General features: G+C 67.9%; 21 protein-coding genes. 10 read left to right on the top strand and 11 right to left on the bottom strand.

Translation table 11 applies throughout. From position 1 onward, the window contains the following. The first annotated feature begins 104 nt into the window (after nt 1–104). The gene (locus ACFVJ3_RS14635; protein WP_378452690.1) at nt 105–671 is read left to right on the top strand and encodes a TetR/AcrR family transcriptional regulator; all 567 of its coding nucleotides are present in this window, start codon (nt 105–107) and stop codon (nt 669–671) included. A 25-nt stretch (nt 672–696) separates the two neighbouring features. Here ACFVJ3_RS14635 and ACFVJ3_RS14630 read toward each other — a convergent pair whose 3' ends face one another. Together ACFVJ3_RS14630 and ACFVJ3_RS14625 are read right to left on the bottom strand one after the other, a co-directional pair. Beyond that, nucleotides 697–912 (bottom strand): helix-turn-helix domain-containing protein, encoded by a 216-nt coding sequence (locus ACFVJ3_RS14630; RefSeq protein ID WP_005255033.1) that lies wholly within the window; start codon nt 910–912, stop codon nt 697–699. A 73-nt stretch (nt 913–985) separates the two neighbouring features. Further along, complete coding sequence (locus tag ACFVJ3_RS14625; RefSeq protein ID WP_378452689.1) at nt 986–2,617, bottom strand: ABC-F family ATP-binding cassette domain-containing protein; 1,632 nt, start codon at nt 2,615–2,617, stop codon at nt 986–988. A gap of 641 nt (nt 2,618–3,258) precedes the next feature. Between ACFVJ3_RS14625 and ACFVJ3_RS14620 the strand changes: the two genes are divergently transcribed. Next, nucleotides 3,259–4,407, top strand: coding sequence for a lycopene cyclase family protein (locus tag ACFVJ3_RS14620; RefSeq protein WP_378452688.1), 1,149 nt, complete (start codon nt 3,259–3,261; stop codon nt 4,405–4,407). Nucleotides 4,408–4,438: 31 nt separating this feature from the next. Beyond that, a complete protein-coding gene (locus tag ACFVJ3_RS14615; protein WP_378452687.1) occupies nt 4,439–5,335 on the top strand; it encodes a Ku protein in 897 nt (298 codons plus the stop codon). Nucleotides 5,336–5,401: 66 nt separating this feature from the next. On the opposite strand, the gene ACFVJ3_RS14610 is transcribed toward ACFVJ3_RS14615, so the two are convergent. The 7 genes from ACFVJ3_RS14610 to ACFVJ3_RS14580 all read right to left on the bottom strand — a co-directional run bounded on the left by ACFVJ3_RS14610 (nt 5,402) and on the right by ACFVJ3_RS14580 (nt 11,985). Next, nucleotides 5,402–5,821: a metal-sulfur cluster assembly factor gene (locus ACFVJ3_RS14610; protein ID WP_378452686.1), complete on the bottom strand. Its 420-nt coding sequence runs from the start codon at nt 5,819–5,821 to the stop codon at nt 5,402–5,404. Then, the gene (gene sufU / locus ACFVJ3_RS14605) at nt 5,818–6,333 is read right to left on the bottom strand and encodes a Fe-S cluster assembly sulfur transfer protein SufU (protein WP_072942076.1); all 516 of its coding nucleotides are present in this window, start codon (nt 6,331–6,333) and stop codon (nt 5,818–5,820) included. Before sufU ends, ACFVJ3_RS14610 begins: the two co-directional genes overlap by 4 nt. Then, entirely contained in the window at nt 6,330–7,589 is a 1,260-nt protein-coding gene (locus ACFVJ3_RS14600) for a cysteine desulfurase (RefSeq protein WP_378452685.1), read from the bottom strand. Before ACFVJ3_RS14600 ends, sufU begins: the two co-directional genes overlap by 4 nt. A gap of 6 nt (nt 7,590–7,595) precedes the next feature. After that, a complete protein-coding gene (gene sufC, locus ACFVJ3_RS14595; protein WP_015890658.1) occupies nt 7,596–8,405 on the bottom strand; it encodes a Fe-S cluster assembly ATPase SufC in 810 nt (269 codons plus the stop codon). Nucleotides 8,406–8,450: 45 nt separating this feature from the next. Next, nucleotides 8,451–9,680 (bottom strand): Fe-S cluster assembly protein SufD, encoded by a 1,230-nt coding sequence (gene sufD / locus ACFVJ3_RS14590; protein ID WP_378452684.1) that lies wholly within the window; start codon nt 9,678–9,680, stop codon nt 8,451–8,453. After that, nucleotides 9,680–11,140, bottom strand: a complete 1,461-nt coding sequence (gene sufB, locus ACFVJ3_RS14585; protein ID WP_073369838.1) for a Fe-S cluster assembly protein SufB — start codon at nt 11,138–11,140, stop codon at nt 9,680–9,682. The genes sufD and sufB overlap by 1 nt, the downstream gene beginning before the upstream one ends. A gap of 95 nt (nt 11,141–11,235) precedes the next feature. Continuing rightward, entirely contained in the window at nt 11,236–11,985 is a 750-nt protein-coding gene (locus ACFVJ3_RS14580) for a helix-turn-helix transcriptional regulator (RefSeq protein WP_378452683.1), read from the bottom strand. Between the two features lie 132 nt (nt 11,986–12,117). Here ACFVJ3_RS14580 and mptB point away from each other — a divergent pair, with 132 nt between their 5' ends. From mptB to ACFVJ3_RS14555, 5 genes are all read left to right on the top strand, one after another. Further along, entirely contained in the window at nt 12,118–13,902 is a 1,785-nt protein-coding gene (gene mptB, locus ACFVJ3_RS14575) for a polyprenol phosphomannose-dependent alpha 1,6 mannosyltransferase MptB (protein ID WP_378452682.1), read from the top strand. A 6-nt stretch (nt 13,903–13,908) separates the two neighbouring features. Beyond that, nucleotides 13,909–14,853, top strand: a complete 945-nt coding sequence (locus ACFVJ3_RS14570) for an ABC transporter ATP-binding protein (RefSeq protein ID WP_037203409.1) — start codon at nt 13,909–13,911, stop codon at nt 14,851–14,853. After that, nucleotides 14,850–15,650, top strand: a complete 801-nt coding sequence (locus ACFVJ3_RS14565; protein ID WP_037237788.1) for an ABC transporter permease — start codon at nt 14,850–14,852, stop codon at nt 15,648–15,650. The genes ACFVJ3_RS14570 and ACFVJ3_RS14565 overlap by 4 nt, the downstream gene beginning before the upstream one ends. Next, a complete protein-coding gene (locus tag ACFVJ3_RS14560; protein ID WP_378452681.1) occupies nt 15,647–17,092 on the top strand; it encodes a hypothetical protein in 1,446 nt (481 codons plus the stop codon). Before ACFVJ3_RS14565 ends, ACFVJ3_RS14560 begins: the two co-directional genes overlap by 4 nt. Before the next feature lie 69 nt (nt 17,093–17,161). Then, entirely contained in the window at nt 17,162–18,124 is a 963-nt protein-coding gene (locus tag ACFVJ3_RS14555) for a heme A synthase (RefSeq protein WP_378452680.1), read from the top strand. Here the strand turns inward: ACFVJ3_RS14555 and ACFVJ3_RS14550 are convergent. Further along, complete coding sequence (locus ACFVJ3_RS14550) at nt 18,121–18,486, bottom strand: hypothetical protein (RefSeq protein ID WP_378452679.1); 366 nt, start codon at nt 18,484–18,486, stop codon at nt 18,121–18,123. The two genes, ACFVJ3_RS14555 and ACFVJ3_RS14550, sit on opposite strands and share 4 nt — an antisense overlap. Before the next feature lie 80 nt (nt 18,487–18,566). Here ACFVJ3_RS14550 and ACFVJ3_RS14545 point away from each other — a divergent pair, with 80 nt between their 5' ends. After that, nucleotides 18,567–19,532 carry a quinone oxidoreductase family protein gene (locus tag ACFVJ3_RS14545; RefSeq protein WP_378452678.1) on the top strand — a complete coding sequence of 322 codons (966 nt, stop codon included), beginning with the start codon at nt 18,567–18,569 and terminating at the stop codon, nt 19,530–19,532. A gap of 9 nt (nt 19,533–19,541) precedes the next feature. Here ACFVJ3_RS14545 and ACFVJ3_RS14540 read toward each other — a convergent pair whose 3' ends face one another. Next, nucleotides 19,542–20,525, bottom strand: coding sequence for a heme o synthase (locus tag ACFVJ3_RS14540; protein ID WP_378452677.1), 984 nt, complete (start codon nt 20,523–20,525; stop codon nt 19,542–19,544). A 216-nt stretch (nt 20,526–20,741) separates the two neighbouring features. Here ACFVJ3_RS14540 and tkt point away from each other — a divergent pair, with 216 nt between their 5' ends. Next, nucleotides 20,742–22,850, top strand: a complete 2,109-nt coding sequence (gene tkt / locus ACFVJ3_RS14535) for a transketolase (RefSeq protein ID WP_378452676.1) — start codon at nt 20,742–20,744, stop codon at nt 22,848–22,850. Nucleotides 22,851–22,852 lie beyond the last annotated feature (2 nt).

Genomic DNA, 22,852 nt, shown 5'->3' with positions numbered 1-22,852 from the left:
GGGAGCTCCGCTGTCCCGATCGAGGTGGTCGTGCGCGCTTCGTGCATTCGGTGACTTCACCTGCCGAGGTCCGGAAACACTCACAGGCCGACGAAGGAGGCACTTTGCCCAAGGTCAGTGAAGACCATCTCGCGGCACGGCGCAGTCAGATCCTGGACGGCGCCCGCCGTTGCTTTGCCGAATACGGCTACGACGGTGCCACCGTCCGCCGGCTCGAAGAAGTGACCGGACTGTCACGCGGGGCGATCTTCCATCACTTCAAGGACAAGGACGGCTTGTTCCTGGCGCTCGCCCACGAGGACGCGACCAGGATGGCCGACGTGGTCGCCCACGAGGGCCTCGTCCAGGTGATGCGGGACATGCTCGCCCAGCCCGAACAGTTCGACTGGCTGGGAACCCGGCTCGAGATCGCTCGACGGCTGCGGAATGATCCCGACTTCCGCAGAAGCTGGTCACAACGGTCGGCGGAACTCACCGAGGCGACCATGGCGCGCCTCGCGCGGCAGAAGTCCGCGGGCCGCCTCCGCGACGACGTCCCGACCGACGTCCTGATCGGCTATCTGGACCTGGTTCTCGACGGCCTCGTCGCGCGCATCGCCTCCGGGCATGCCAGCGACAACCTGTCGGCCGTCCTCGACCTCGTCGAGGAATCCGTCCGACGCCGCGACTGACACCGCACTCCCCCACCGACACCGGTCAGGTCTTGCGACGGTGAGCTCCGCCTCGTCCGCGGAGCTCCACCTCGGACTCTGCGAGGATGTTGCGGACGAATCCGTACGATCTCCCCATTTCCCGGGCAAGGGAGCGAATACTCGCCCCGGCCTGGTAGCGCTCCTTCAGCTCCGCCTGTAGATCGGCGCGCGACGGTCCCGTGATCCGAGCGCTCTTGGCGAAGACCCCGATGTCAGCCATGAACTCCTCCAGTCGGCGAGCGACGGTGGTTTCCACGGTAGAGCCCCGCGACGGCGATATCTACGCGCAGTGCTCAGGCGAGCTGGATCAGCTCCAGGTAGTCCTGCGACCAGTGGTCCTCCGTGCCGTCGGGCAGGAGAATGACCCGTTCCGGGTCGAGTGCCTCGGCCGCGCCCGGGTCGTGCGTCACCAGCACGACGGCCCCGGTGTAGCTGCGGAGCGCGTCCAGCACCTGCTCGCGGGAGACGGGGTCGAGGTTGTTCGTCGGCTCGTCGAGCAGCAGCACGTTCGCCGCGGACGATACGAGACCCGCCAGTGCGAGGCGCGTCTTCTCACCACCGGACAGGGTGCCTGCGGGCTGCTCGAGCTGCGGGCCGGTGAACATGAACGCACCGAGCAGCGAACGCAGCTCCTGCTCCCCCGTGTCCGGCGCCGCGTGGCGAATGTTCTCCCACACCGACGCGTTGTCGTCGAGGGTGTCGTGCTCCTGCGCGAAGTAGCCGATCTTCAGGCCGTGACCGGGGACGAGCCCGCCCGCGTCCGGCGTCTCGACTCCGCCGAGAATGCGCAGCAGCGTCGTCTTACCGGCACCGTTGAGACCGAGCACGACGACGCGTGACCCACGGTCGATCGCGAGGTCCACTCCGGTGAAGATCTCGAGCGAACCGTAAACCTTGGTCAGGTTCTCCGCCATCAGCGGAGTCTTGCCGCACGCGGCCGGCTCGGGGAACCGGATCCGGGCCACCTTGTCGGACACACGTTCCGCGTCGAGGTCCGACATCAGCTTGTCGGCGCGCTTCGCCATGTTCTGTGCCGCCACCGCCTTGGTGGCCTTCGCACCGAGCTTCGCGGCCTGAACGCGCAGCGCACCGGCCTTCTTCTCCGCATTGGCGCGCTCACGGCGGCGACGCTGCTCGTCGGTCGCACGGGCGTCGAGGTACTTCTTCCAGCGCATGTTGTACACGTCGGCCTCGCCGCGCACGGCGTCGAGGAACCAGACCCGGTTCACGACGTCGTTGAGCAGATCGACGTCGTGGCTGATCACGATCAGGCCACCCTCGTGGCTCTGCAGAAATCCGCGCAGCCAGGTGATCGAGTCGGCGTCGAGGTGGTTGGTGGGCTCGTCGAGCAGAAGGGTCGTGTCCGACCGTCCGCCGCTACCGTCCGACGCGGCGAACAGGATCCGCGCCAGTTCGACACGGCGGCGCTGACCACCCGACAGGGTGTGCAGCTGCTGACCGAGGATGCGGTCGGCAAGGCCGAGGCTGTTGCAGATGCGTGCCGCTTCGCTCTCGGCCTCATACCCGCCGAGGGCGGAGAAGCGGTCCTCGAGATTGCCGTACTTGCGCACGGCCTTGTCGCGCTCGGCGTCGTCGACGACCTCCGACATCAGGATCTGCTGCTTCTCCATGTCCCGCAGCAGCGAGTCGAGTCCGCGCGCGGACAACACTCGGTCCTTCGCGAGGACGTCGAGGTCGCCTTCCTTCGGGTCCTGCGGGAGGTACCCCAGATCGCCGGTGCGCACCACGGCACCCGCGTATGCCTCCCCCTCCCCCGCGAGGATGCGGAGGGTGGTCGTCTTGCCGGCACCGTTACGGCCGACCAGCCCGATGCGGTCGCCGGGTTGTACCCGCAAAGCCGGCCCGGGTGCGGACAGCAACGTCCGCACTCCAGCTCGAACTTCCAGGTCGGTAGCGGTGATCAACAAGACTCCTAGGAAAATGACGCTCGCATTGAATGAGAAAAACTGCACAAAGAACACACGAACCAGCAATTTTACCCGACCGCCGGCGACTCGGAACACGTCTGCCAGTGATCCCGCTAACGTTCGCCGCCGTATCCGACCCGCACGAAGCCTCCGGGGCCTTCGCAGATGCTTTATGGATCGTGAGGGATGTGGTCGTGAGGTGGGCAATTGTGGTGACGTCCGTTGGATGTAGCGAGTAATAACCACGGTGATGATTCGGGCAACTATGCAGTTCCGTCCCGGGCCGACTCACTACATCGTCAGGCGACCTGGTGGACTTGGAAGCCGGGCCGGCACCCCTTCGAGATGTCGCGCCTTCGGGTTCCCCACCCCGTGCAACTGCCTCTCGGCCAACTCTCGCGCTCCCCTGCAGCAGGCCGGCCCGACGGCGGCGCCCCGCTCCCCTCACCGCCCCGCGGGTCTGGGCTCGCCGTGCCGAGTTCATGGGGACCGCGACTGTTGATGGTGAACCCCCACTGCCCCGGGACGTCCGGACCGGACCGCGGGAGTTCAGGAAATTATGCTGTTCCGTCCGTGTCCGATATCGGAATGGAGACTCGTTCCAGCCGAGAACACGGCTGCCGTGACAGGCTGGCGGCGTGACAGCTTCTCCTCGTCCAGCGATCTGGGATGTTGCGATCGTGGGCCTCGGGCCGGCCGGACGCGCCCTCGCCCACCGGGCCACGGCTCTCGGTTCGACAGTCGTCTCGGTCGACCCGCTCCCCCGCAGATCGTGGACCGCGACTTACGCGGCATGGGAAGACGAACTCCCCGGCTGGCTCCCTCGGGACGCCGTCGTGACGAGAACTCCTCGCCCGACAGCCTGGACGACACGTCGCCACACCATTGATCGCACGTATTGTGTTTTGAATACAACAACACTGCAATCAATACTCGGCAGCGATTGCGGAACTGTTCTCGCAGGTAGAGCCGTCAACCTCTCCCCCACTTCCGTCCAACTGGACGACGGCTCGACGCTGAAGGCGCACGTCGTCGTCGATGCTCGCGGCACCGGCGACAGCCCCGACCTCGCCCAGCAGACGGCATACGGCGTCGTGGTGGACCCCGACACGGCCGCACAGGCGCTTGCGGGCGAGGACGCGGTGTTCATGGACTGGCGCCGCGACAACGGAACATCACCCTCGGACGCGCCGTCGTTCCTCTACGGGGTCCCGCTCGCGCAGGACCGGTTCCTGCTCGAGGAGACCTGCCTCGTCGGTCGCCCCCCACTCCTGATCTCGGAACTCGCCACAAGACTCCACGACCGACTCCGACAGCGGGGCGTCACCGTACCGTCCCATTCGGACGTCGAGAGAGTCCGATTCGCCGTCGAGCCACCACCCGAGGCCGGTCGTGCCCACAGCTCGGATCAGGTGCGCTTCGGAGCCCGCGCCGGGTTGATGCACCCGGGAACGGGCTACAGCGTCGCAGCATCACTCCTGTGCGCAGATGTTCTGGCCCGCGATCTTCGTGACGGTTCGAACGCACGTCTGTGGCCGTGGAAGGCCCGCACCGTCGCGTCGCTGCGATCGGTCGGCCTCCGCGTCCTCCTGAATCTGGATGCAGCACACGTCCCCGAATTCTTCGAGCATTTCTTCGATCTGCCGCCGCAACTCCAGGCGTCATATCTGTCCGAGCGCTCGAATCCGCGCGGAACCCTGTCGGCAATGGGGCGGATGTTTCGGGCGTCCTCCGGCGATATCCGCAGTGTGATTCTCCGTTCGACGCTTCGCCGGGAAGTTCGATGAACTGTCGCGCGAACGCGAAAAGGAGACCATCATGGAACGCATGCGGTCGATATGGAAGGGCTCGATAGCGTTCGGACTCGTGAACGTGCCGGTCAAGGTCTATTCGGCAACCGAGGATCACGACATCAAGTTTCACCAGGTCCATGCCAAGGACGGCGGCCGGATCAAATACAACCGCGTGTGCACCGAATGCGGCAATGTCGTCCAATACGCCGATATCGACAAGGCCTACGACTCCGACGACGGCGTCCGCGTGGTGTTGACGGACGACGATTTCGGGAAGTTACCCGCCGCCGAGAAACACGAGATTCCTGTTCTGCAGTTCGTGCCGACCGAACAAATCGACCCCATTCTGTTCGAGAAGAGTTACTTCCTCGAACCGGATTCCAGCTCTCCGAAGGCATATGTCCTACTCGCGACAGCCCTCGAGAACAGCGACCGCACAGCTCTCGTCCACTTCACCCTCCGGCAGCGCACCCGACTGGCCGCGATGCGTTCACGCGACGGGGTGCTGGTGATCCAGACGCTGCTGTGGCCGGACGAGGTACGCGCCGCCGAGTTCTCCTCACTCGACGGCGTCGACAAGCCGAAGGCGAAGGAACTCGCGATGGCCGAAACGCTCGTCGACAGCATGGCCGACGACTTCGACCCCACCGAATTCACCGACGACTACCAGGTGCAGTTGCGTGAACTGCTCGACGAGATGATCGAGTCCGGCGGCAAGAAGGTTATCCCCGTCGCCGAGGTCGAGAAGAGCGGCGAGGACGCCGAAGTGGTCGATCTCGTGGCCGCACTGCAGCGCAGCGTCGACGCCGCCGGGAAGAAGGCCGCACCCGCCGAGAAGAAGCCTGCGAAGAAGGCCCCGGCCAAAACCGCGGCGAAGAAGGCCACCTCCAAGTCGTCCACCTCGGAACGCAAGCGCGCCTGAACCGACACGGAGGGGCTCGGCGAGACGATTCTCGCCGAGCCCCTCCGTGTCAGCAGTGGTGGGTGGTCAGACCGTGAAACCGAGCGCGCGCAACTGCTCGCGGCCGTCCTCGGTGATCTTGTCGGGGCCCCACGGCGGGAGCCACACCCAGTTGATCTTCAGTTCGTTGCACAGACCGCTACGCACGAGCGCGCCCCGTGACTGGTCCTCGATGACGTCCGTCAGCGGGCAGGCTGCCGACGTGAGCGTCATGTCGAGGGTCACGACATCCTCTTCCTCCGTGATCCCGTACACGAGGCCGAGGTCGACGACATTGATGCCGAGTTCGGGGTCGACGACGTCGCGCATAGCCTCCTCGAGCTCCTCGAGGCGTTTCGGGTCGGTAATAACACCCGACGCGGCGGTGGCGGTCTCGCCGCCCTGGTCGGCCGTCGCCTGCGCGGGTACGGCCGTGGCGTCCGCCTCCGGCGTCTGCGTCTCGCTCATGATGCCTGTCCTCCGATTCGAGCTGGTTCGCCGTCTGCTGTCGGAACGGCCGAATCCTGTTCGTCCACGACCCGGTCGTCCACTATTTGAACAACCGCGTCCTTGAATGCCATCCAACCCAGCAGCGCGCATTTCACACGCGCCGGGTACTTCGAGACGCCGACGAAGGCGATGCCGTCCCCGAGGACGTCCTCGTCCCCCTCGACGGTACCGCGGCTGCTGACCATCTCGTTGAATGCGGCAACGGTCTGCAGGGCCTGCTCGACGGGCATACCCACCACCTGATCGGTGAGCACCGACGTCGACGCCTGGCTGATGGAGCAGCCCTGGCCGTCGTACGACACATCCACCACGGTGCCGTCGTCGGCGAGCTGCACGCGCAGCGTCACTTCGTCACCGCACGTGGGATTGACGTGGTGGACTTCGGCGCCGAACGGTTCGCGCAGGCCGCGGCCGTGGGGATGCTTGTAGTGGTCCAGGATCACTTCCTGGTACATCTGTTCCATTCTCATGCAGGAACCTCCCCGAAGAACTCCTGTGCACGCCGCACCGCTGCCGCGAGAGCATCGACCTCGTCGAGCGTGTTGTACAGCGCGAACGACGCCCTCGCCGTGGCCGCGACACCGAAGCGACGGTGCAGGGGCCAGGCGCAGTGGTGGCCGACGCGGATGGCGACCCCCTCGTCGTCCAGGATCTGACCGAGATCGTGGGCGTGGATTCCATCGACCACGAACGACACGGCCCCGCCACGGTCCTCGGCGGTCGTGGGTCCGATGATGCGCACGCCGTCGATGGCGCCGAGCGCTGCCAGTGCCGCCTCCACCAGGGTGTGTTCGTGCGCCGCGACCGCGTCCATCCCGATCTCCTCGAGATACCGGACCGCGGCACCGAGCCCGACAACCTGGGACGTCATCGGAACGCCGGCCTCGAACCGCTGCGGGGGCGGCGCGTAGGTGGTGCGTTCCATCGTGACGGTCTCGATCATCGAGCCACCGGTGATGAACGGGGGCATCGCGTTGAGCAGTTCGCGGCGCCCGTACAGGACACCCACGCCGGACGGGCCGAGCATCTTGTGCCCCGAGAAGGCCGCGTAGTCCACACCGAGGGCGTGGAAGTCGACCGCCATGTGCGGGACGGACTGGCATGCGTCGAGTACCACCAGCGCGCCGACCGCGCGGGCGCGACGCACCAACTCCTCGACGGGTGCCACCGCTCCGGTCACGTTGGACTGGTGGGTGAACGCCACGACCTTGACGGCGTCGGTCAGCTCGAGCGAATCGAGGTCGATCCGGCCGTCGTCGGTGACGCCGTACCAGCGCAACGTCGCACCGGTGCTGCGCGCGAGTTCCTGCCACGGCACGAGATTGGCGTGATGCTCGAGTTCGGTGATGACGATCTCGTCACCGGGGCCGAGGTGCCGCTCGAACCGGTCGTCGCCGAGGACGTGGGTGACGAGGTTCAGTGACTCTGTCGCGTTCTTGGTGAACACGAGTTCGTCGCTGTCGGCCCCGACGAACGCCGCGATCGCCGCACGCGCGTTCTCGTATGCGTCCGTGGCCTCTTCGGCGAGCTGGTGAGCGCCTCGGTGCACGGCCGCGTTACAGGTGGTGAGGAACTCCCTCTCGGCATCGAGCACCTGGTTCGGGCGCTGTGACGTCGCGCCCGAATCGAGGTACACCAGCGGTTTTCCGTCGCGGACCGTACGCGCCAGGATCGGGAAGTCCTGCCGGATCCGGGTGACGTCGAATACGCGCACCGAGGTGGTCATCTGCGTTTATGCTCCTTGCGTTGCTGCAGCCTGGGTGAAGCGCTCGTAACCGTTCGCCTCGAGCTCGTCGGCCAGTTCCGGTCCGCCCGACTCCACGACACGACCGCCGACGAACACGTGGACGTATTCCGGCTTGATGTACCGGAGGATGCGCGTGTAGTGCGTGATCAGCAGGATTCCGCCGTGCTGGCGCTCCTTGTAGCGGTTCACACCCTCGGAGACGACGCGCAGGGCGTCGACGTCGAGACCGGAGTCGGTCTCGTCGAGGATCGCGATCTTCGGCTTCAGGAGACCGAGCTGCAGGATCTCGTGACGCTTCTTCTCACCGCCGGAGAAACCTTCGTTGACGCTGCGCTCGCCGAACGAGGGGTCGATGTCCAGCTCGGTCAGCGCTTCCTTGACTTCCTTCACCCAGTGGCGAAGCTTCGGGGCCTCGCCACGGACTGCGGTGGCCGCGGTGCGCAGGAAGTTGGACATGGAGACGCCGGGGACCTCGACGGGGTACTGCATCGCGAGGAACAGTCCCGCACGGGCGCGCTCGTCGACGCTCATCTCGAGGACGTCCTCACCGTTGAGAGTGATGGAGCCCGAGGTGATCTGGTACTTGGGGTGACCCGCGATGGCGTACGACAGCGTCGACTTGCCGGACCCGTTGGGGCCCATGATCGCGTGGGTCTCGCCGGAACGAACCGTCAGGTTCACACCCTTGAGGATGTTGATCGGTTCGGCGTTCTCGTCGGTGTTCGCGACGTCGACGTGCAGGTCCTTGATTTCCAGGACCGAGGTTTCGGGGGTGGAAGCGTCAGGGGTAGACATTGTGATCCTTCGAAGAAATGGGGAGTAATGGTCCGGCGGCGCGGGTCACACGCCGACTGCGGCGAGTTCGGTCTCGACAGCTGCCTCGAGGCGCTCGCGAATCTCGGCGACGGCGATCTTGTTGATGATCTCGTGGAAGAACCCGCGCACGACGAGTCGCCGTGCCGCGTCTTCGGGAATTCCGCGGGCGCGCAGGTAGAACAACTGCTCGTCGTCGAATCGACCCGTGGCGCTGGCGTGGCCGGCACCCACGATCTCACCCGTCTCGATCTCCAGGTTCGGCACCGAGTCCGCGCGGGCACCGTCCGTGAGGACGAGGTTGCGGTTCAGCTCGAACGTGTCGGTGCCTTCGGCCGCGGCGCGGATCAGCACGTCGCCGATCCAGACGGTGTGGGCGTCGGGCTTTCCCGAATTCGGATCACCCTGCAGGGCGCCCTTGTAGACAACGTTGGACTTGCAGTGCGGCTGCGAGTGATCCACGAGCAGTCGCTGCTCGAAGTGCTGTCCGGCGTCGGCGAAGTACAAGCCCAGCAGTTCGGCGTCGCCGCCCGGGCCGTCGTACTTGACGGTCGCGGACAGGCGGACGAGGTCGCCGCCGAGGCTGATCGCGTTGTGCCGCAGCACCGCGTCACGGCCCAGCCGCGCGTGATGCGACGCGACGTGTACGGCGTCGTCCGCCCAGTCCTGGACGGCGACCACGGTGAGTCGGGCGCTGTCGCCGAGTACGAACTCGACGTTCTCGGCGAACGTGCCGCTGCCGCGCTGGTCGATGACGACGGTCGCCTTCGCGAAGGCTTCGAGCCGGATCTGCAGGTGCCCGAAGGCGACCTTGCCCTCACCCGGGCCGGTGACCGTGATGTTGATCGTTTCCGCGACCTCGACCTCACGACCGACGGTCACGACGGTGGCCGTCTCGAAACCCGAGTAGGCCTGCGCGGCCACCCGGTCGGCGGGAACGCCGGCCTTGCCCAGCCGGTCGTCGTCACGCCCGACGGTCTCGACCCGGACGGAGTCCGGACCGGAGACGTCGACGGTGACCGTGCCGTTCGCGACGGCCGTTCCGTCGTGCAGTCCGCGGAGGCGGCGCAGCGGTGTGAACCGCCAGACCTCGTCACGACCACCCGGGATCTCGAAGGCGTTGACGTCGAACGAGGTGAAGACCTCACCCTTGTTGGCGATCGGCGAGCCGGTGGCGGTCCGCGCTATCCGCGGATTCTCGCCTGCGACGGCTCCCGCGACTCCGAGATTCTGGACACCAGTTTCTGGCGTGGTCACTAACCCACCGCCCCTTCCATCTGCAGTTCGATCAGGCGGTTCAGTTCCAGGGCGTACTCCATCGGGAGTTCCTTGGCGATCGGCTCGACGAAGCCGCGCACGACCGTGGCCATGGCCTCGTCTTCGGTGAGCCCGCGGCTCATCAGGTAGAACAGCTGGTCGTCGCTCACCTTCGAGACGGTGGCCTCGTGGCCCATGGTCACGTCGTCCTCGCGGATGTCGACGTACGGGTAGGTGTCCGAGCGGCTGATCTGATCGACCAGCAGAGCGTCACACTTGACCGTCGACTTGGAACCGTGAGCACCCTTGTTGACCTGGACGAGACCGCGGTAGGACGCGCGTCCACCGCCACGCGCCACCGACTTGCTGATGATGGTCGACGACGTGTACGGCGCGAGATGCAGCATCTTGGCACCGGTGTCCTGGTGCTGTCCCTCACCGGCGAATGCCACGGAGAGAACCTCGCCGCGAGCGTGCTCGCCCATCATCCAGACGGCCGGGTACTTCATGGTGACCTTCGACCCGATGTTGCCGTCGATCCACTCCATGGATCCGCCGGCCTCGACCTTGGTGCGCTTGGTGACCAGGTTGTAGACGTTGTTCGACCAGTTCTGGATGGTCGTGTAACGGCAGTGGCCGCCCTTCTTCACGATGATCTCGACGACCGCGGAGTGCAGGGAGTCCGACTTGTAGATCGGCGCCGTGCAGCCCTCGACATAGTGCACCGAGGCGCCCTCGTCGACGATGATCAGGGTCCGCTCGAACTGGCCCATGTTCTCCGTGTTGATGCGGAAATAGGCCTGCAGCGGGATGTCGACGTGCACGCCCGGCGGGACGTAGATGAACGAGCCACCCGACCACACCGCGGTGTTCAGCGCGGAGAACTTGTTGTCGCCGGCCGGGATGACCGTGCCGAAGTACTCCCGGAACAGCTCGGGATGCTGCTTGAGGCCCGTGTCGGTGTCGAGGAAGATCACGCCCTGCGCCTCGAGGTCCTCACGGATCGAGTGGTACACCACCTCGGACTCGTACTGAGCCGCGACACCGGCGACGAGGCGCTGCTTCTCGGCCTCGGGGATGCCCAGCCTGTCGTACGTGTTCTTGATGTCCTCGGGCAGGTCTTCCCAGCTCTCGGCCTGCTTCTCGCTCGAGCGCACGAAGTACTTGATGTTGTCGAAGTCGATGCCCTCGAGGTTCGATCCCCAGTTCGGCATCGGCTTCTTGTCGAAGGTCTTCAACGCGCGCAGGCGGATGTCGAGCATCCAGTCCGGCTCGCTCTTCTTCGCCGAGATGTCGCGCACGACGTCTTCGGACAGACCGCGCTGCGCACTGGCACCGGCCTCGTCGGAATCGGACCAGCCGTACCCGTAATGCCCGAGTGACGCGATGGTCTCTTCCTGCGTGAGCGGCTCGGCGTTGGCCGACGCAGTGGATGTCACCTGGTCTGATGTGACGGTCATGCGAGCTCCTTCCGGAGTCTTGTTACGAGACCGGCGAGGGCTGGTCGCCGGTGGAAAACAGGTTGCTGACTAGGGGATCTATCGGGAAAGCGTTGTTATTTGGGACCGGATGGCGGGACGAGTGGAACGTGGGTGGTGCATGCGCAGTCACCGTTCGCGATGGTCGCGAGCCGCTGGACGTGGGTGCCGAGCAGTTGGGCGAACGCTTCCTGCTCGGCTTCGCACAGTTCCGGGAACTCCTCGGCCACGTGTGAGACCGGGCAGTGGTGCTGGCAGATCTGTACGCCGTTGCCGACCGGGCGCGTCGATGCCGCGAATCCTGCGGTGGTGAATGCGTCGGCGATGGCGTCGGCGGTGGTTTCGAGGCCCTCGGCACTCTGCTCGGCTGCCGGGGTCACGTTTCCGACGATTGCCTGGACTCGGCGACGAGCGAAGTCGGTGATCGCGGCGTCTCCCCCGACCTCCCGCAGTTGACGCATGGCCGCGCCGGCGAGGTCGTCGTACGCGTGGCCGAGCCTGCCGCGGCCCTTGGCGGTGATCTGGAAGTATTTGGCGGGCCGTCCCCGTCCGCGGTGACGCACGGCGACGGAGGACGCCTCACGCGCCTCACCGGATTCCAGGAGCGCGTCGAGGTGACGGCGGACACCGGCGGCACTCAGACCGAGGCGGGTTCCGATTTCCGACGCCGTGATCGGCCCCTCCTCGAGGAGGAGTTTCACGACGGCAGCTCGGGTGTGGCCTTCGTGGCCGACGGCGACGGGTGACGCGGTTCCGACAGGCGCCGCCGAGGAAGGCGCGTGAACTGCGCTTTCCTTCGTTGCACGTGGTGTCGTCTCCGTTTTCACAACACCAGTGTGACGGAATTCGAATCCCAGGTCTACTAAGGGTGCCCTGCCTTACACCTGTGATTATGTGCTGCCCGGGCCCGGGAATACTGGCCGAACCGGCTGTGTTCGGCGCACCGCTACGCTGCCTGTGTGCCGCAGACCCCCGAGAACCCGGAGCCGACCCGCGCGGAGCCGACCTTCACGGCTCGCGCCGCTCTTCGACATCCGGCCGAGCTCGCTCGGCGGGCGCTGGGCATCGACGGCCGCTCCCCGCGCCCCTCGGTGGCGGCCGCGTTGCACGGCGACGAGCCGGAAACCGCGGGCCTGAACGAGCAGGAGACCGCGCAGCTCCGCGGAATCCGCCGGTTCGGCGCGACCGGAGCCGTTCTGATGGCGGTGGGCGCACTGGGCGCCGGCGCCCAGCCCGTACTGCAGAACCCTGTCCAGGGTCTCCGCGTCATCGGTCTGCCCGCCCGGATCCCCAGCGTCGCGTTGACGCTCACCATGACCGGCACCGTGATGATCGTGCTCGCGTGGCTCCTCCTCGGACGCTTCGCGATCGGCAGTCTGCACTCCGGGGCCGTGCGACGGCTCAACCGGTCCCAGCTCGACCGCACCCTGCTGCTGTGGATCATCCCGCTGTCCGTCGCGCCGCCGATGTTCAGCAAGGACGTGTACTCGTACCTCGCGCAGAGCGAGATCGCGGCCCGCGGGCTCGATCCCTACGCCATCGGTCCCGCGGGTGCGCTCGGCGTCGATCACGTGCTGACCCGGACCGTGCCGACGATCTGGCGCGACACGCCGGCGCCGTACGGTCCACTGTTCCTCTGGATGGGGCGCGGGATCAGCTGGCTGACCGGCGAGAACATCGTCGCGGGGATCTTCCTGCACCGGCTCCTGGCCCTCGCCGGTGTGGCAATGATCGTGTGGGCGCTCCCCCGGCTGGCCCGGCGCTGCGGCGTCGCCGACGTCAGCGCACTGTGGCTGGGCGCCGCCAACCCCCTGCTGCTGTTCCACCTGGTCGCGGGAATTCACAACGAGGCCCTGATGCTCGGCCTCATGCTGGCCGGAATCGAGCTGGCGCTGCGGGCCGTCGAACGGTCGGGGCCGATCCGCGGGCAGTCCCTACTCCTGCTGCTGTCCGGCGCGGCACTCATCGCGCTGTCGTCGACGATCAAGATCCCCTCGCTCCTCGCGCTGGGATTCGTCGGGATGGCGCTGGCCCGGAGATGGGGCGGAACCCCGAAAGCGGTGCTCACCGCGGCCGCCCTGCTCGGCGGGGTAGCCCTGGCGGTCACCCTGGTCATCAGCACGTCCAGCGGCCTCGGCATCGGCTGGGTGCACACTCTCGGCACCGCGAACGCGGTCCGCAGCTGGATGTCCATCCCCACGCTGCTCGGGCTGGGCACCGGACTGGCCGGGGTCCTGCTGGGCCTCGGCGATCACACGACGGCGGTGCTGAGCCTGACCCGGCCGATCGCGGCCGTCGCTGCGGCGTTCATCACGCTGCGGATGCTCGTCGCCACGCTCGTCGGCCGCATCCACGCGGTCGGCGCGCTGGGACTGTCCCTCGGCGCGGTCGTCCTCCTCTTCCCCGTGGTGCAGCCCTGGTATCTGCTGTGGGCGGTCCTGCCGCTCGCGGCCTGGGCCACGGCACCCGCCTTCCGCGTCCCCGCCATCGTCTTCTCGTCCATCGTCAGCGTCATCCTGATGCCTAACGGCGGCGAGTACCAGCCCTTCGTCATCGTGCAGGCCGCCATCGCCACCATCTTCACGGCCGGAACGCTGATCGTGATCACCCGCAACCGGCTGCCCTGGCGGGTCGGTTCGGAGCAGCAGCCGACCGTGCCGGACCCGCAGGATCCACCCCGGGACGACGCCGACGCGGAAAGCCGGGGCACCGGCCGGGTCACACCAGGCCAAGGCTTACGCTGATTCCCCGTGACCTCGCGAACGCCCGGATCGGCGCAACCTGCTGTACGCCTGGAAGGCGTGGTGAAGACCTTCGACGGTGTGAGGGCCGTCGACGGACTCGATCTCACCGTCGAACCTGCACAGGTGGTCGCGTTGCTCGGTCCCAACGGCGCGGGTAAGACCACCACCGTCGAAATGTGTGAGGGCTTCGTCCGCCCGGACAGCGGCACCGTCCGCGTCCTCGGACTCGACCCGGTCGCGGATGCCGGCGCCGTCCGGGCCCGGATCGGTGTGATGCTGCAGGGCGGCGGCGCGTACCCCGGTTCCCGCGCCGGTGAGATGCTCGACCTCGTCGCGGCCTATTCGGCCGACCCCCTCGACCCCGACTGGTTGCTGCGCAGCCTCGGACTCGAGGATTCCCGCCGCACTCCCTACCGCAGGCTGTCGGGCGGGCAGCAGCAGCGCCTGTCCCTGGCCTGCGCGCTGGTCGGCAGGCCGGAACTGGTCTTCCTCGACGAACCCACCGCCGGACTCGACGCCCAGGCCCGCCTGCTGGTGTGGGAGCTGATCGACGCACTGCGCCGCGACGGCGTCAGTGTGCTGCTGACGACGCACCTGATGGACGAGGCCGAGGAACTCGCGGACCGGCTCGTCATCATCGATCACGGGTCGATCGTCGCGGCGGGAACGCCCGCCGAGGTCACCAGCCGCGGCGCCGAAGGGCAGCTGCGGCTCAGCGCACCCGCCGGCCTGGACACCGAGCCCCTCGCGAGAGCCCTCCCAGACGGTTTCCGGGTGGCCGAGTCCGGACCGGGCACCTACCTCGTCGAAGGGCCGATCGATCCGAAGGTGGTCGCCTCGGTCGCGTCGTGGTGCGCCGATCTGGACGCCCTGATCAGCGACATCCGCGTCGACCAGCGCAGCCTCGAGGACGTCTTCCTCGAACTCACCGGCCGGGAACTGAGGGGATGACGATGAGCACCAGTGACCGTCTGACGGAGAATCGTTTCGCCCCGGGCACGTTCACACCCGACCCCCGCCCGAGCGGCGCGGCGGTCATGTTGCGGGCGCAGACCGCGCTCGAACTCAAACTGCTCCTACGCAACGGCGAACAGCTGCTGCTGACCATGTTCATCCCGATCACGCTTCTGATCGGCCTGTGTCTGCTGCCCATCGGCGACCTCGGAACGTCGCGGGTCGACAAGGTGGTGCCCGCAGTCATGATGGTGGCGGTCATGTCCACCGCGTTCACCGGCCAGGCCATCGCGGTCGGCTTCGACCGCCGGTACGGGGCCCTCAAGCGGCTCGGCGCCACTCCCCTGCCGACATGGGGAATCATCGCCGGGAAGAGCGCCGCCGTGGTCATCGTCGTCGCCCTGCAATCGGTGCTCCTCGGTTCGATCGGGCTGGCGCTCGGCTGGCGTCCGAGTGCGTGGGGACTCGTCCTCGGCGCCGTGATCATCGCCCTGGGCACCGTGACGTTCGCGGCGATGGGACTGCTGCTCGGCGGCACCCTCCGCGCCGACATCGTCCTCGCCCTGGCCAACATCCTGTGGTTCGTGATGGTCGGCGTCGGCAGCGTGGTGTTCGCCACCGGCGACCTGCCCTGGCTCCTCCACACCGGGGCCCGGCTGATTCCGTCCGGTGCACTTGCGCACGCGCTGGACGCCGCACTGTCGGGGTCGGTGGACCTGCTCAGCGTGGTGGTCCTCGTCGTCTGGGGTGCGGCCGCGGGAGCCCTGGCGGCCCGGACGTTCCGATTCACGTGACCCGCCGAACAGCGGCCCGCCGCACCCGCACCGTCGGCACCGTTCTGGCAGTCCTGCTCGCCGTCCTCGGCTGCGGCACCCTGCCCGCGGACGCTGCACCGCAGTGGGGACCGCCCGCCGCACCGAACCCGTTCCTCGGACCCGCAGGCACGTCCACGATGCACGGCGACGCGGGGTCCACCGACGTGACTCCGCTGCCCGGTCCCGGCACCGGCCCGGTCACCCTGTCCGCGTACCCGCTGGTGTCGGCGTGCCCGACCCTCCTGCAGGGTTCCGACCGGCTCGTCGTGGCCTTGTGCACGTCCGTGGCCGGCCAGGTCCCGACCGTTCACCTGATCGACCCCGCCGCCCCCGCGGCCCCGTTCGGCGGCTCGCTCGCCACGTTCGCGCTGGCGAAGGGCAGCCTCCTGGGCGGTGTATACGCGTTCCTCGACAACGGCAACCGGCTGGTCGTGGTGGACGGAAACCGTCAGCTACTGCGCCTCGGACATTCGACGGATCCCGACGGCCGCTGGCGGATCACCGTCGACTCGCACGTCGACCTGTCCGGCAGTGTTCCGCCGGGCGACAACGTGACCGGACTGACGCCGGACTGGCAGGGCAACGTCTGGTTCGCCACGGGTGGCGGCGTCGTCGGAGCCGTGGATCGCGCCGGTGTCGCGCACGCTCTGCCGCTGGCTGCCGGCGAACAGGTCCAGAACAGCATCTCCACCTCTCCCGCGGGCACGGCGGTCGCGACGACGCACGCCCTGTACCAGTTCACGCTCCGCGACGGTGAGGTGCGCGTGGACTGGCGGCGTGACTACGACCGCGGTCCGGACCGGAAGCCGGGGCAACTCAGCCACGGCACCGGGTCCACCCCCACCTACTTCGGGCCGTCGACCGGCAGCGATTTCGTCGCGATCGTCGACAACGCCGACCCGCAGGTGAGTCTTCGGGTCTTCCGCGCCGATTCCGGTGACGAGATCTGCACCCTTCCGGTGCTCGGCCGCCCGGGCGGCAGCGAGAACTCACCGATCGGCATCGCCAATTCGGTGTACGTCGCCGGGACGTACGGCTACCCGTATCCCGCCGTTCCGGACGGCGCGGGCCCGGCGGTTCCGACCAACGCCCCCTTCACCGGCGGCATGACCCGTGTCGACATCGACCCGATCGGCTGCCACCAGGTGTGGAGCAACGACGTCCGCAGCGCGGCGGTGCCCCATCTCTCGACCGGTGACGGGCTGCTGTACACCGTGATCCGTCACGGGTTCGACGTCACCACACCCCTGGACGGCTTCTCGTTCGCGGTGATCGATCCGGCGGACGGCTCGGTCGAGCACACCAGCCCGCTCCCCGGCACCGCCGTCAACGACACCCTGCAGATGTCCGGACTCGTCACCGACACCGGGGACTTCTGGCAGGGCACGGCGACCGGCATCCTGCGGATTCGCGGCGAGTAGCACGGAGTCGAGCGCGCCGCCACCAGCCCAACGACACGCTGTAGTTGACGGCCCTCTACCATCGACGTCGTGCTGTATCGCGGGTTTCTGAGCCTGGTAGACCGTCTCCCCCTTCCGTCGCTGACCGTGCAGCGTGTCATCGCGTTCGCGGTGATCCTCACGCAGGGCGGTATCGCCGTCACCGGAGCCGTCGTGCGGGTCACCGCCTCCGGCCTCGGCTGCCCCACCTGGCCGCAGTGCTTCCCCGGCAGCTTCGTGCCGGTCGGGCACGGCGAGGTCGCGGTCATCCACCAGACGGTCGAGTTCGGCAACCGGTTGCTCACGTTCGTCGTCGTCGTGGCCGCGGCCCTGATCGTCCTCGCGGTCACCCGCGCCCGCCGCAGGAAAGAGGTCCTCGTCTACGCATGGATGATGCCCCTCGGCACCGTCGTGCAGGCCGTCATCGGCGGTGTCACTGTGCTCACCGGATTGCTGTGGTGGACGGTGGCGGTGCACCTGCTCGCGTCGATGGCGATGGTGTGGCTGGCGACTGTGATGTACGCGAAGATCCGCGAACCCGACGACGCGCCGGCGATCGACGTGATTCCCGCCCCGCTGCGGTGGCTCACCGCGCTGTCGGGTGTCGCGCTGGCCGGGGTGCTCGCCGCCGGAACGCTGGTCACGGGCGCCGGACCGCACGCGGGAGACAAGAGTCTCGACCGCGTCGTTCCCCGCCTCGAGGTGGAGATCGTCACGCTCGTGCACCTGCATGCCCAGCTGCTGGTGGGCTACCTGGCGTTGCTGGTCGGCCTGTGCTTCGGCTTGTACGCCGTGGGCGCCACCCGCGCGGTGAAGGTCCGCGTGCAGGTTCTGCTCGCGCTGGTGGTGGCGCAGGCGCTGATCGGACTCGTCCAGTTCTTCACGGACGTTCCCGCGGTCCTGGTGGCATTCCACGTCGCGGGAGCCGGGCTGTGCACCGCCGCCACCGCGGCGGTGTGGGCTGCGGGACGCACCCGCGAGTACGTCACGCAGCCCGACACCGCGAGCGTCTAGCGCTCGTTGCGGGCCTTCGGGAAGCGCGTCTGCCGCGCGACCCAGCCGGCCATCTTCTGGAAGTGGCCCTTGCGGGGCGTGACGATGCTGGTGATCGCGCGGTCCCACTCCGAGACGGTGACGTCGTCCAAGGACGCGACGACGGCGTTCGCGGTGGCGAGATCCTCGACCACCTGATCGCCGAGGATGCCGTCGGCTCCGACCAGCGTGATGCGCACGCCGGCGAGTCCGATCGGCTGGATGACGGCACTGGCGGAACCGCCGTGCTCGGCCACGAACTTCTTGATCGCGTCGACCGTGCGGGACGGGAGCGAGGGCGCCGGGCTCGCGGGCGCCTGTTCGGCATGGGTGTCGGTACTCATGACCCCGAGAATACTGGGCGGTAGTGGCGTCGTGTCCGCCAGGCTCGGTGCGGCGCCCCGCGCCGTGTAGAACTGAAACCATGCGCGCTATACAGGTTTCCCGTCTCGGTGGTCCCGACGTCCTCGAACCGGCAGAGGTTCCCGAACCCCGGATCGGATCGAGGGATCTTCTGGTTCGCACCGACGCGATCGGCATCAACTTCATCGACACCTACTTCCGGACGGGGCTGTACCCGCGGCCGCTGCCCTACATTCCCGGAGACGAGGGCTCCGGAGTCGTGGAGGCCGTCGGCGGCGACGTGACCGGTATCGCTCCCGGCGACCGGGTGGCCTGGTGCTCCGCCCCCGGCAGTTACGCCGAGAAGGTGATCGTGCCCGCGGCGGTCGCGATCGCCGTCCCCGACTCCGTGCCCGCCCCGCAGGCCGCGTCCGCTCTGCTGCAGGGAATGACGGCCCACTACCTGGCCCACTCGACCTACCCGATCCAGTCCGGCGACACCATCCTCGTCCACGCCGGAGCGGGCGGCGTCGGTCTGCTGCTGACCCAGATGGCGACCACGCTGGGCGCGCGGGTGATCACCACCGTGTCCTCCGACGCCAAGGAGCAATTGTCCCGTGACGCCGGCGCACACGAGGTGCTGCGATACGACGACGACATCGCCGCCCGGGTGCGTGAGTTGACCGACGGAGAGGGCGTCGCCGCCGCCTACGACGGTGTCGGCGCGTCCACGTTCGAGGCCAGTCTCGCGTCGGTGCGAATCCGGGGGACGGTCGCGCTGTTCGGCGCGGCGAGCGGCCCGGTGCCGCCATTCGATCCGCAACGGCTGAACCCGGCCGGTTCGCTGTTCCTCACCCGGCCCACACTCGCGCACCACATCCGCAACCGTGAGGAACTGGCGTGGCGGGCGGGGGACGTGTTCTCCGCCTTGGCGGCCGGTTCGCTGACGGTCCGGGTGGGCGCGGAGTACCCGCTCGAGCGGGCCGAGGACGCGCACCGCGACCTCGAGGCGCGTGCGACGACGGGATCGATCGTGCTGGTGCCCTGAGGCGAACGGTCAGCTCAGCAGGCCGCCGACGGTCTGCAGTCCCAGAACCGAGTCGACGGCGAGACCGACGAAGACGATGGCCAGATAATTGTTGGACTGCAGGAACAGGCGGAGCGGTTTCACGGCCGCTCCGCCGCGGACGCTGCGGTACAGCTGGTGCGCCATGAGCAGGAACCAGGCACCGGCGACGAGGGTCACGGCGGCGTAGACGACCCCCGCGGCGGGTACGAGCACGAGGGACGTGATCACCATCGCCCAGCTGTACAGCAGGATCTGCTTGGTGACGTGCTCCTCGGTGGCGATCACCGGCAGCATCGGGACACCGGCCGCCTTGTAGTCCTCCTTGTACCGCATGGCGAGGGCCCACGTGTGCGGCGGCGTCCAGAAGAAGATGACCAGGAACAGCACGATGGGCTGCCAGCTCAGCGACCCGGTGACCGCCGACCAGCCGACCATGACGGGCATGCAGCCCGCGGCGCCGCCCCAGACCACGTTCTGCCAGGTCCGGCGCTTGAGCACCATCGTGTAGACGAGCACGTAGAACGCGATGGTCAGGACGACCAGGCACCCGGCGAGGAGATTGGTACGCCACCACAGCCAGAGGAACGACGCGACACCGAGCGTCATGCCGAACACGAACGCGTGGGACGTCGGCACCGCGTCGCGGGCCAGCGGCCGGCGGGCGGTGCGTTTCATGACCTTGTCGATGTCGGCGTCGACGACGCAGTTGAGGGAGTTCGCGCTCGCCGCGCCCATCCATCCGCCGAACAGTGTGCTGAGGATCAGCAGAATGTCGACGTTGCCGCGATCCGCCAGCAGCATCGCCGGGATGGTGGCGACCAGCAGCAGCTCGATCACCCGCGGCTTGGTCAATGCGATGTAGGCCAGGACCTTGCCCGTGACGCGACCGAGCACCGTACCGGTGTCGGTCGCGCGGGGGGCGGGGCTGGGGCTGCCGAAGCCGTGTCCGCTCGGCTGATGCCCTGTCCGCACGTTCTCTCCTCGCACCACGCGTAATTCCACATCCGATTGCCGGCGCCTGCTCCCGAAGTCCTTCGCGACGGCCGGCCATCTACTACAAACGATGGTAGACCGCCGTAATGCGCGAACCGAATCGACCCGGATACGACCGCACACTAGGCTGGAGTCGCACAAGAGGCCCACGCATCCTCAGGCTCCACGTTCACCCATGTCAGGAGACTTCTGCCCGTGTCGATCACAGACGACATCCACGTTCTCACGCAACCGGTTCACCCCGCCGACTGGACCGAACTGGACACCAAGGCCGTCGACACCATCCGGGTGCTCGCCGCGGACGCGGTGCAGAAGGTGGGTAACGGCCACCCCGGCACGGCCATGAGCCTCGCCCCCCTCGCCTACACCCTCTTCCAGCGCGTCATGCGGCACGATCCCACCGACGCCGACTGGATCGGTCGCGACCGGTTCGTCCTGTCCTGCGGGCACTCCAGTCTCACCCTCTACATCCAGCTGTACCTCGCCGGCTACGGGCTCGAACTCGAAGACCTTGAAGCGCTGCGCACCTGGGGCTCGAAGACCCCCGGCCACCCCGAGCACGGCCACACCCGCGGTGTCGAGATCACCACCGGGCCGCTCGGGCAGGGCCTCGCCTCCGCCGTCGGCATGGCCATGGCCGCCCGCCGCGAACGCGGCCTCTTCGACCCCGAGCCCGCGCTCGGCGACAGCCCGTTCGACCATCACATCTACGTCATCGCCTCCGACGGGGACATCGAGGAAGGCGTCACCTCCGAAGCCTCCTCCATCGCCGGCGTCCAGCAGCTCGGCAACCTGACGCTGATCTACGACGACAACGAGATCTCCATCGAGGACGACACCGCCATCGCGCTGTCCGAGGACACCGCCGCCCGCTACGAGGCGTACGGCTGGCACGTGCAGATCGTCGAGGGTGGCGAGAACGTCGTCGCCATCGAAGAGGCACTGAACAAGGCCCGCGAGGTCACCGACAAGCCGTCGCTGATCCTGCTCCGCACGATCATCGGCTTCCCCGCACCGACCAAGATGAACACGGGCGCGGCGCACGGCGCCGCCCTCGGTGCCGACGAGGTCGCGGCCGTGAAGAAGGCTCTCGGCTTCGATCCGGACAAGACGTTCGAGGTCGCCGACGAGGTCATCGCCCACACCCGCAAGGTCGGCGAGCGCGGCGCGCAGGCACACAAGGAATGGCAGGCCCAGTACGACGAGTGGACGCAGCGCGCCCCGGAGGGCAAGAAGCTGCTCGACCGTCTGATCGGCCGCGACCTTCCCGCCGGCTGGGCCGACGTCCTCCCCACCTGGGAGCCGGATCCCAAGGGCGTCGCGACCCGCAAGGCGTCCGCCGCCGTCCTCAACGCCGTCGGACCGGTGCTCCCCGAACTGTGGGGCGGCTCCGCCGACCTCGCCGAGAGCAACAACACCACCATCAAGGGCGCCGACTCCTTCGGTCCCGAAACCATCTCCACCCGGATGTGGACGGCCCAGCCGTACGGCCGCACCCTGCACTTCGGGGTCCGCGAGCACGCCATGGGCTCGATCCTCAACGGCATTGCGCTGCACGGACCGACCCGCCCGTACGGCGGCACCTTCCTCGTCTTCAGCGACTACATGCGTCCCGCCGTTCGGCTCGCCGCGATCATGAAGACCCCGGTCACCTACGTGTGGACGCACGACTCCATCGGACTCGGCGAGGACGGGCCCACCCACCAGCCGATCGAGCACCTCGCCGCGCTGCGCGCGATCCCCGGCCTGTACGTCGTGCGGCCCGGTGACGCCAACGAGACCGCCCACGCCTGGCGCGCCGTCCTCGAGAAGGGCGCCGACGAGGCCACCCGCGCTCCCGCCGGCCTCGCCCTGACCCGCCAGGACCTGCCCGTCCTTGAAGGCACCAGCTACGAGGGTGTCTCCCGCGGCGGCTACGTCCTCGCCGACGCCTCCACCGGGACACCGGAGGTCGTGCTCATCGGCACCGGATCCGAGCTGCAGCTCGCCGTCGCCGCCCGTGAGACCCTCGAGGCCGACGGCATCCCCACCCGGGTCGTGTCCATGCCCTGCGTCGAATGGTTCGACGCCCAGGACCAGGCCTACCGTGACAGCGTCCTCCCCCCGACGGTCAAGGCGCGGGTCTCCGTCGAGGCCGGCATCTCGATGCCCTGGTACCGCTTCGTCGGCGACGCAGGCGAAATCGTCTCCATCGAGCACTTCGGCGCGTCCGCCGACTACAAGACCCTGTTCCGCGAGTTCGGCTTCACCGCCGAAGCCGTCACCGCCGCCGCACAGCGCTCGCTCGCACGCGTGAAGGGATAAAA

The sequence above is a fragment of the Rhodococcus sp. NPDC127593 genome (genome assembly GCF_042671975.1).
GTDB lineage: Bacteria > Actinomycetota > Actinomycetes > Mycobacteriales > Mycobacteriaceae > Rhodococcus_F.
This window is presented reverse-complemented; position numbering and strand designations above follow the sequence as displayed.

Excerpts from the sequence above, each read along its gene's own strand:
- sufC (WP_015890658.1), bottom strand. The coding sequence starts at position 8,405 with ATGTCTACCCCTGACGCTTCCACCCCCGAAACCTCGGTCCTGGAAATC.
- ACFVJ3_RS14565 (WP_037237788.1), top strand. The coding sequence starts at position 14,850 with ATGACGATGAGCACCAGTGACCGTCTGACGGAGAATCGTTTCGCCCCG.
- ACFVJ3_RS14545 (WP_378452678.1), top strand. The coding sequence starts at position 18,567 with ATGCGCGCTATACAGGTTTCCCGTCTCGGTGGTCCCGACGTCCTCGAA.
- ACFVJ3_RS14615 (WP_378452687.1), top strand. The coding sequence starts at position 4,439 with ATGGAACGCATGCGGTCGATATGGAAGGGCTCGATAGCGTTCGGACTC.
- ACFVJ3_RS14630 (WP_005255033.1), bottom strand. The coding sequence starts at position 912 with ATGGCTGACATCGGGGTCTTCGCCAAGAGCGCTCGGATCACGGGACCG.
- ACFVJ3_RS14600 (WP_378452685.1), bottom strand. The coding sequence starts at position 7,589 with ATGACCACCTCGGTGCGCGTATTCGACGTCACCCGGATCCGGCAGGAC.
- ACFVJ3_RS14550 (WP_378452679.1), bottom strand. The coding sequence starts at position 18,486 with ATGAGTACCGACACCCATGCCGAACAGGCGCCCGCGAGCCCGGCGCCC.
- sufB (WP_073369838.1), bottom strand. The coding sequence starts at position 11,140 with ATGACCGTCACATCAGACCAGGTGACATCCACTGCGTCGGCCAACGCC.
- ACFVJ3_RS14610 (WP_378452686.1), bottom strand. The coding sequence starts at position 5,821 with ATGAGCGAGACGCAGACGCCGGAGGCGGACGCCACGGCCGTACCCGCG.
- sufU (WP_072942076.1), bottom strand. The coding sequence starts at position 6,333 with ATGAGAATGGAACAGATGTACCAGGAAGTGATCCTGGACCACTACAAG.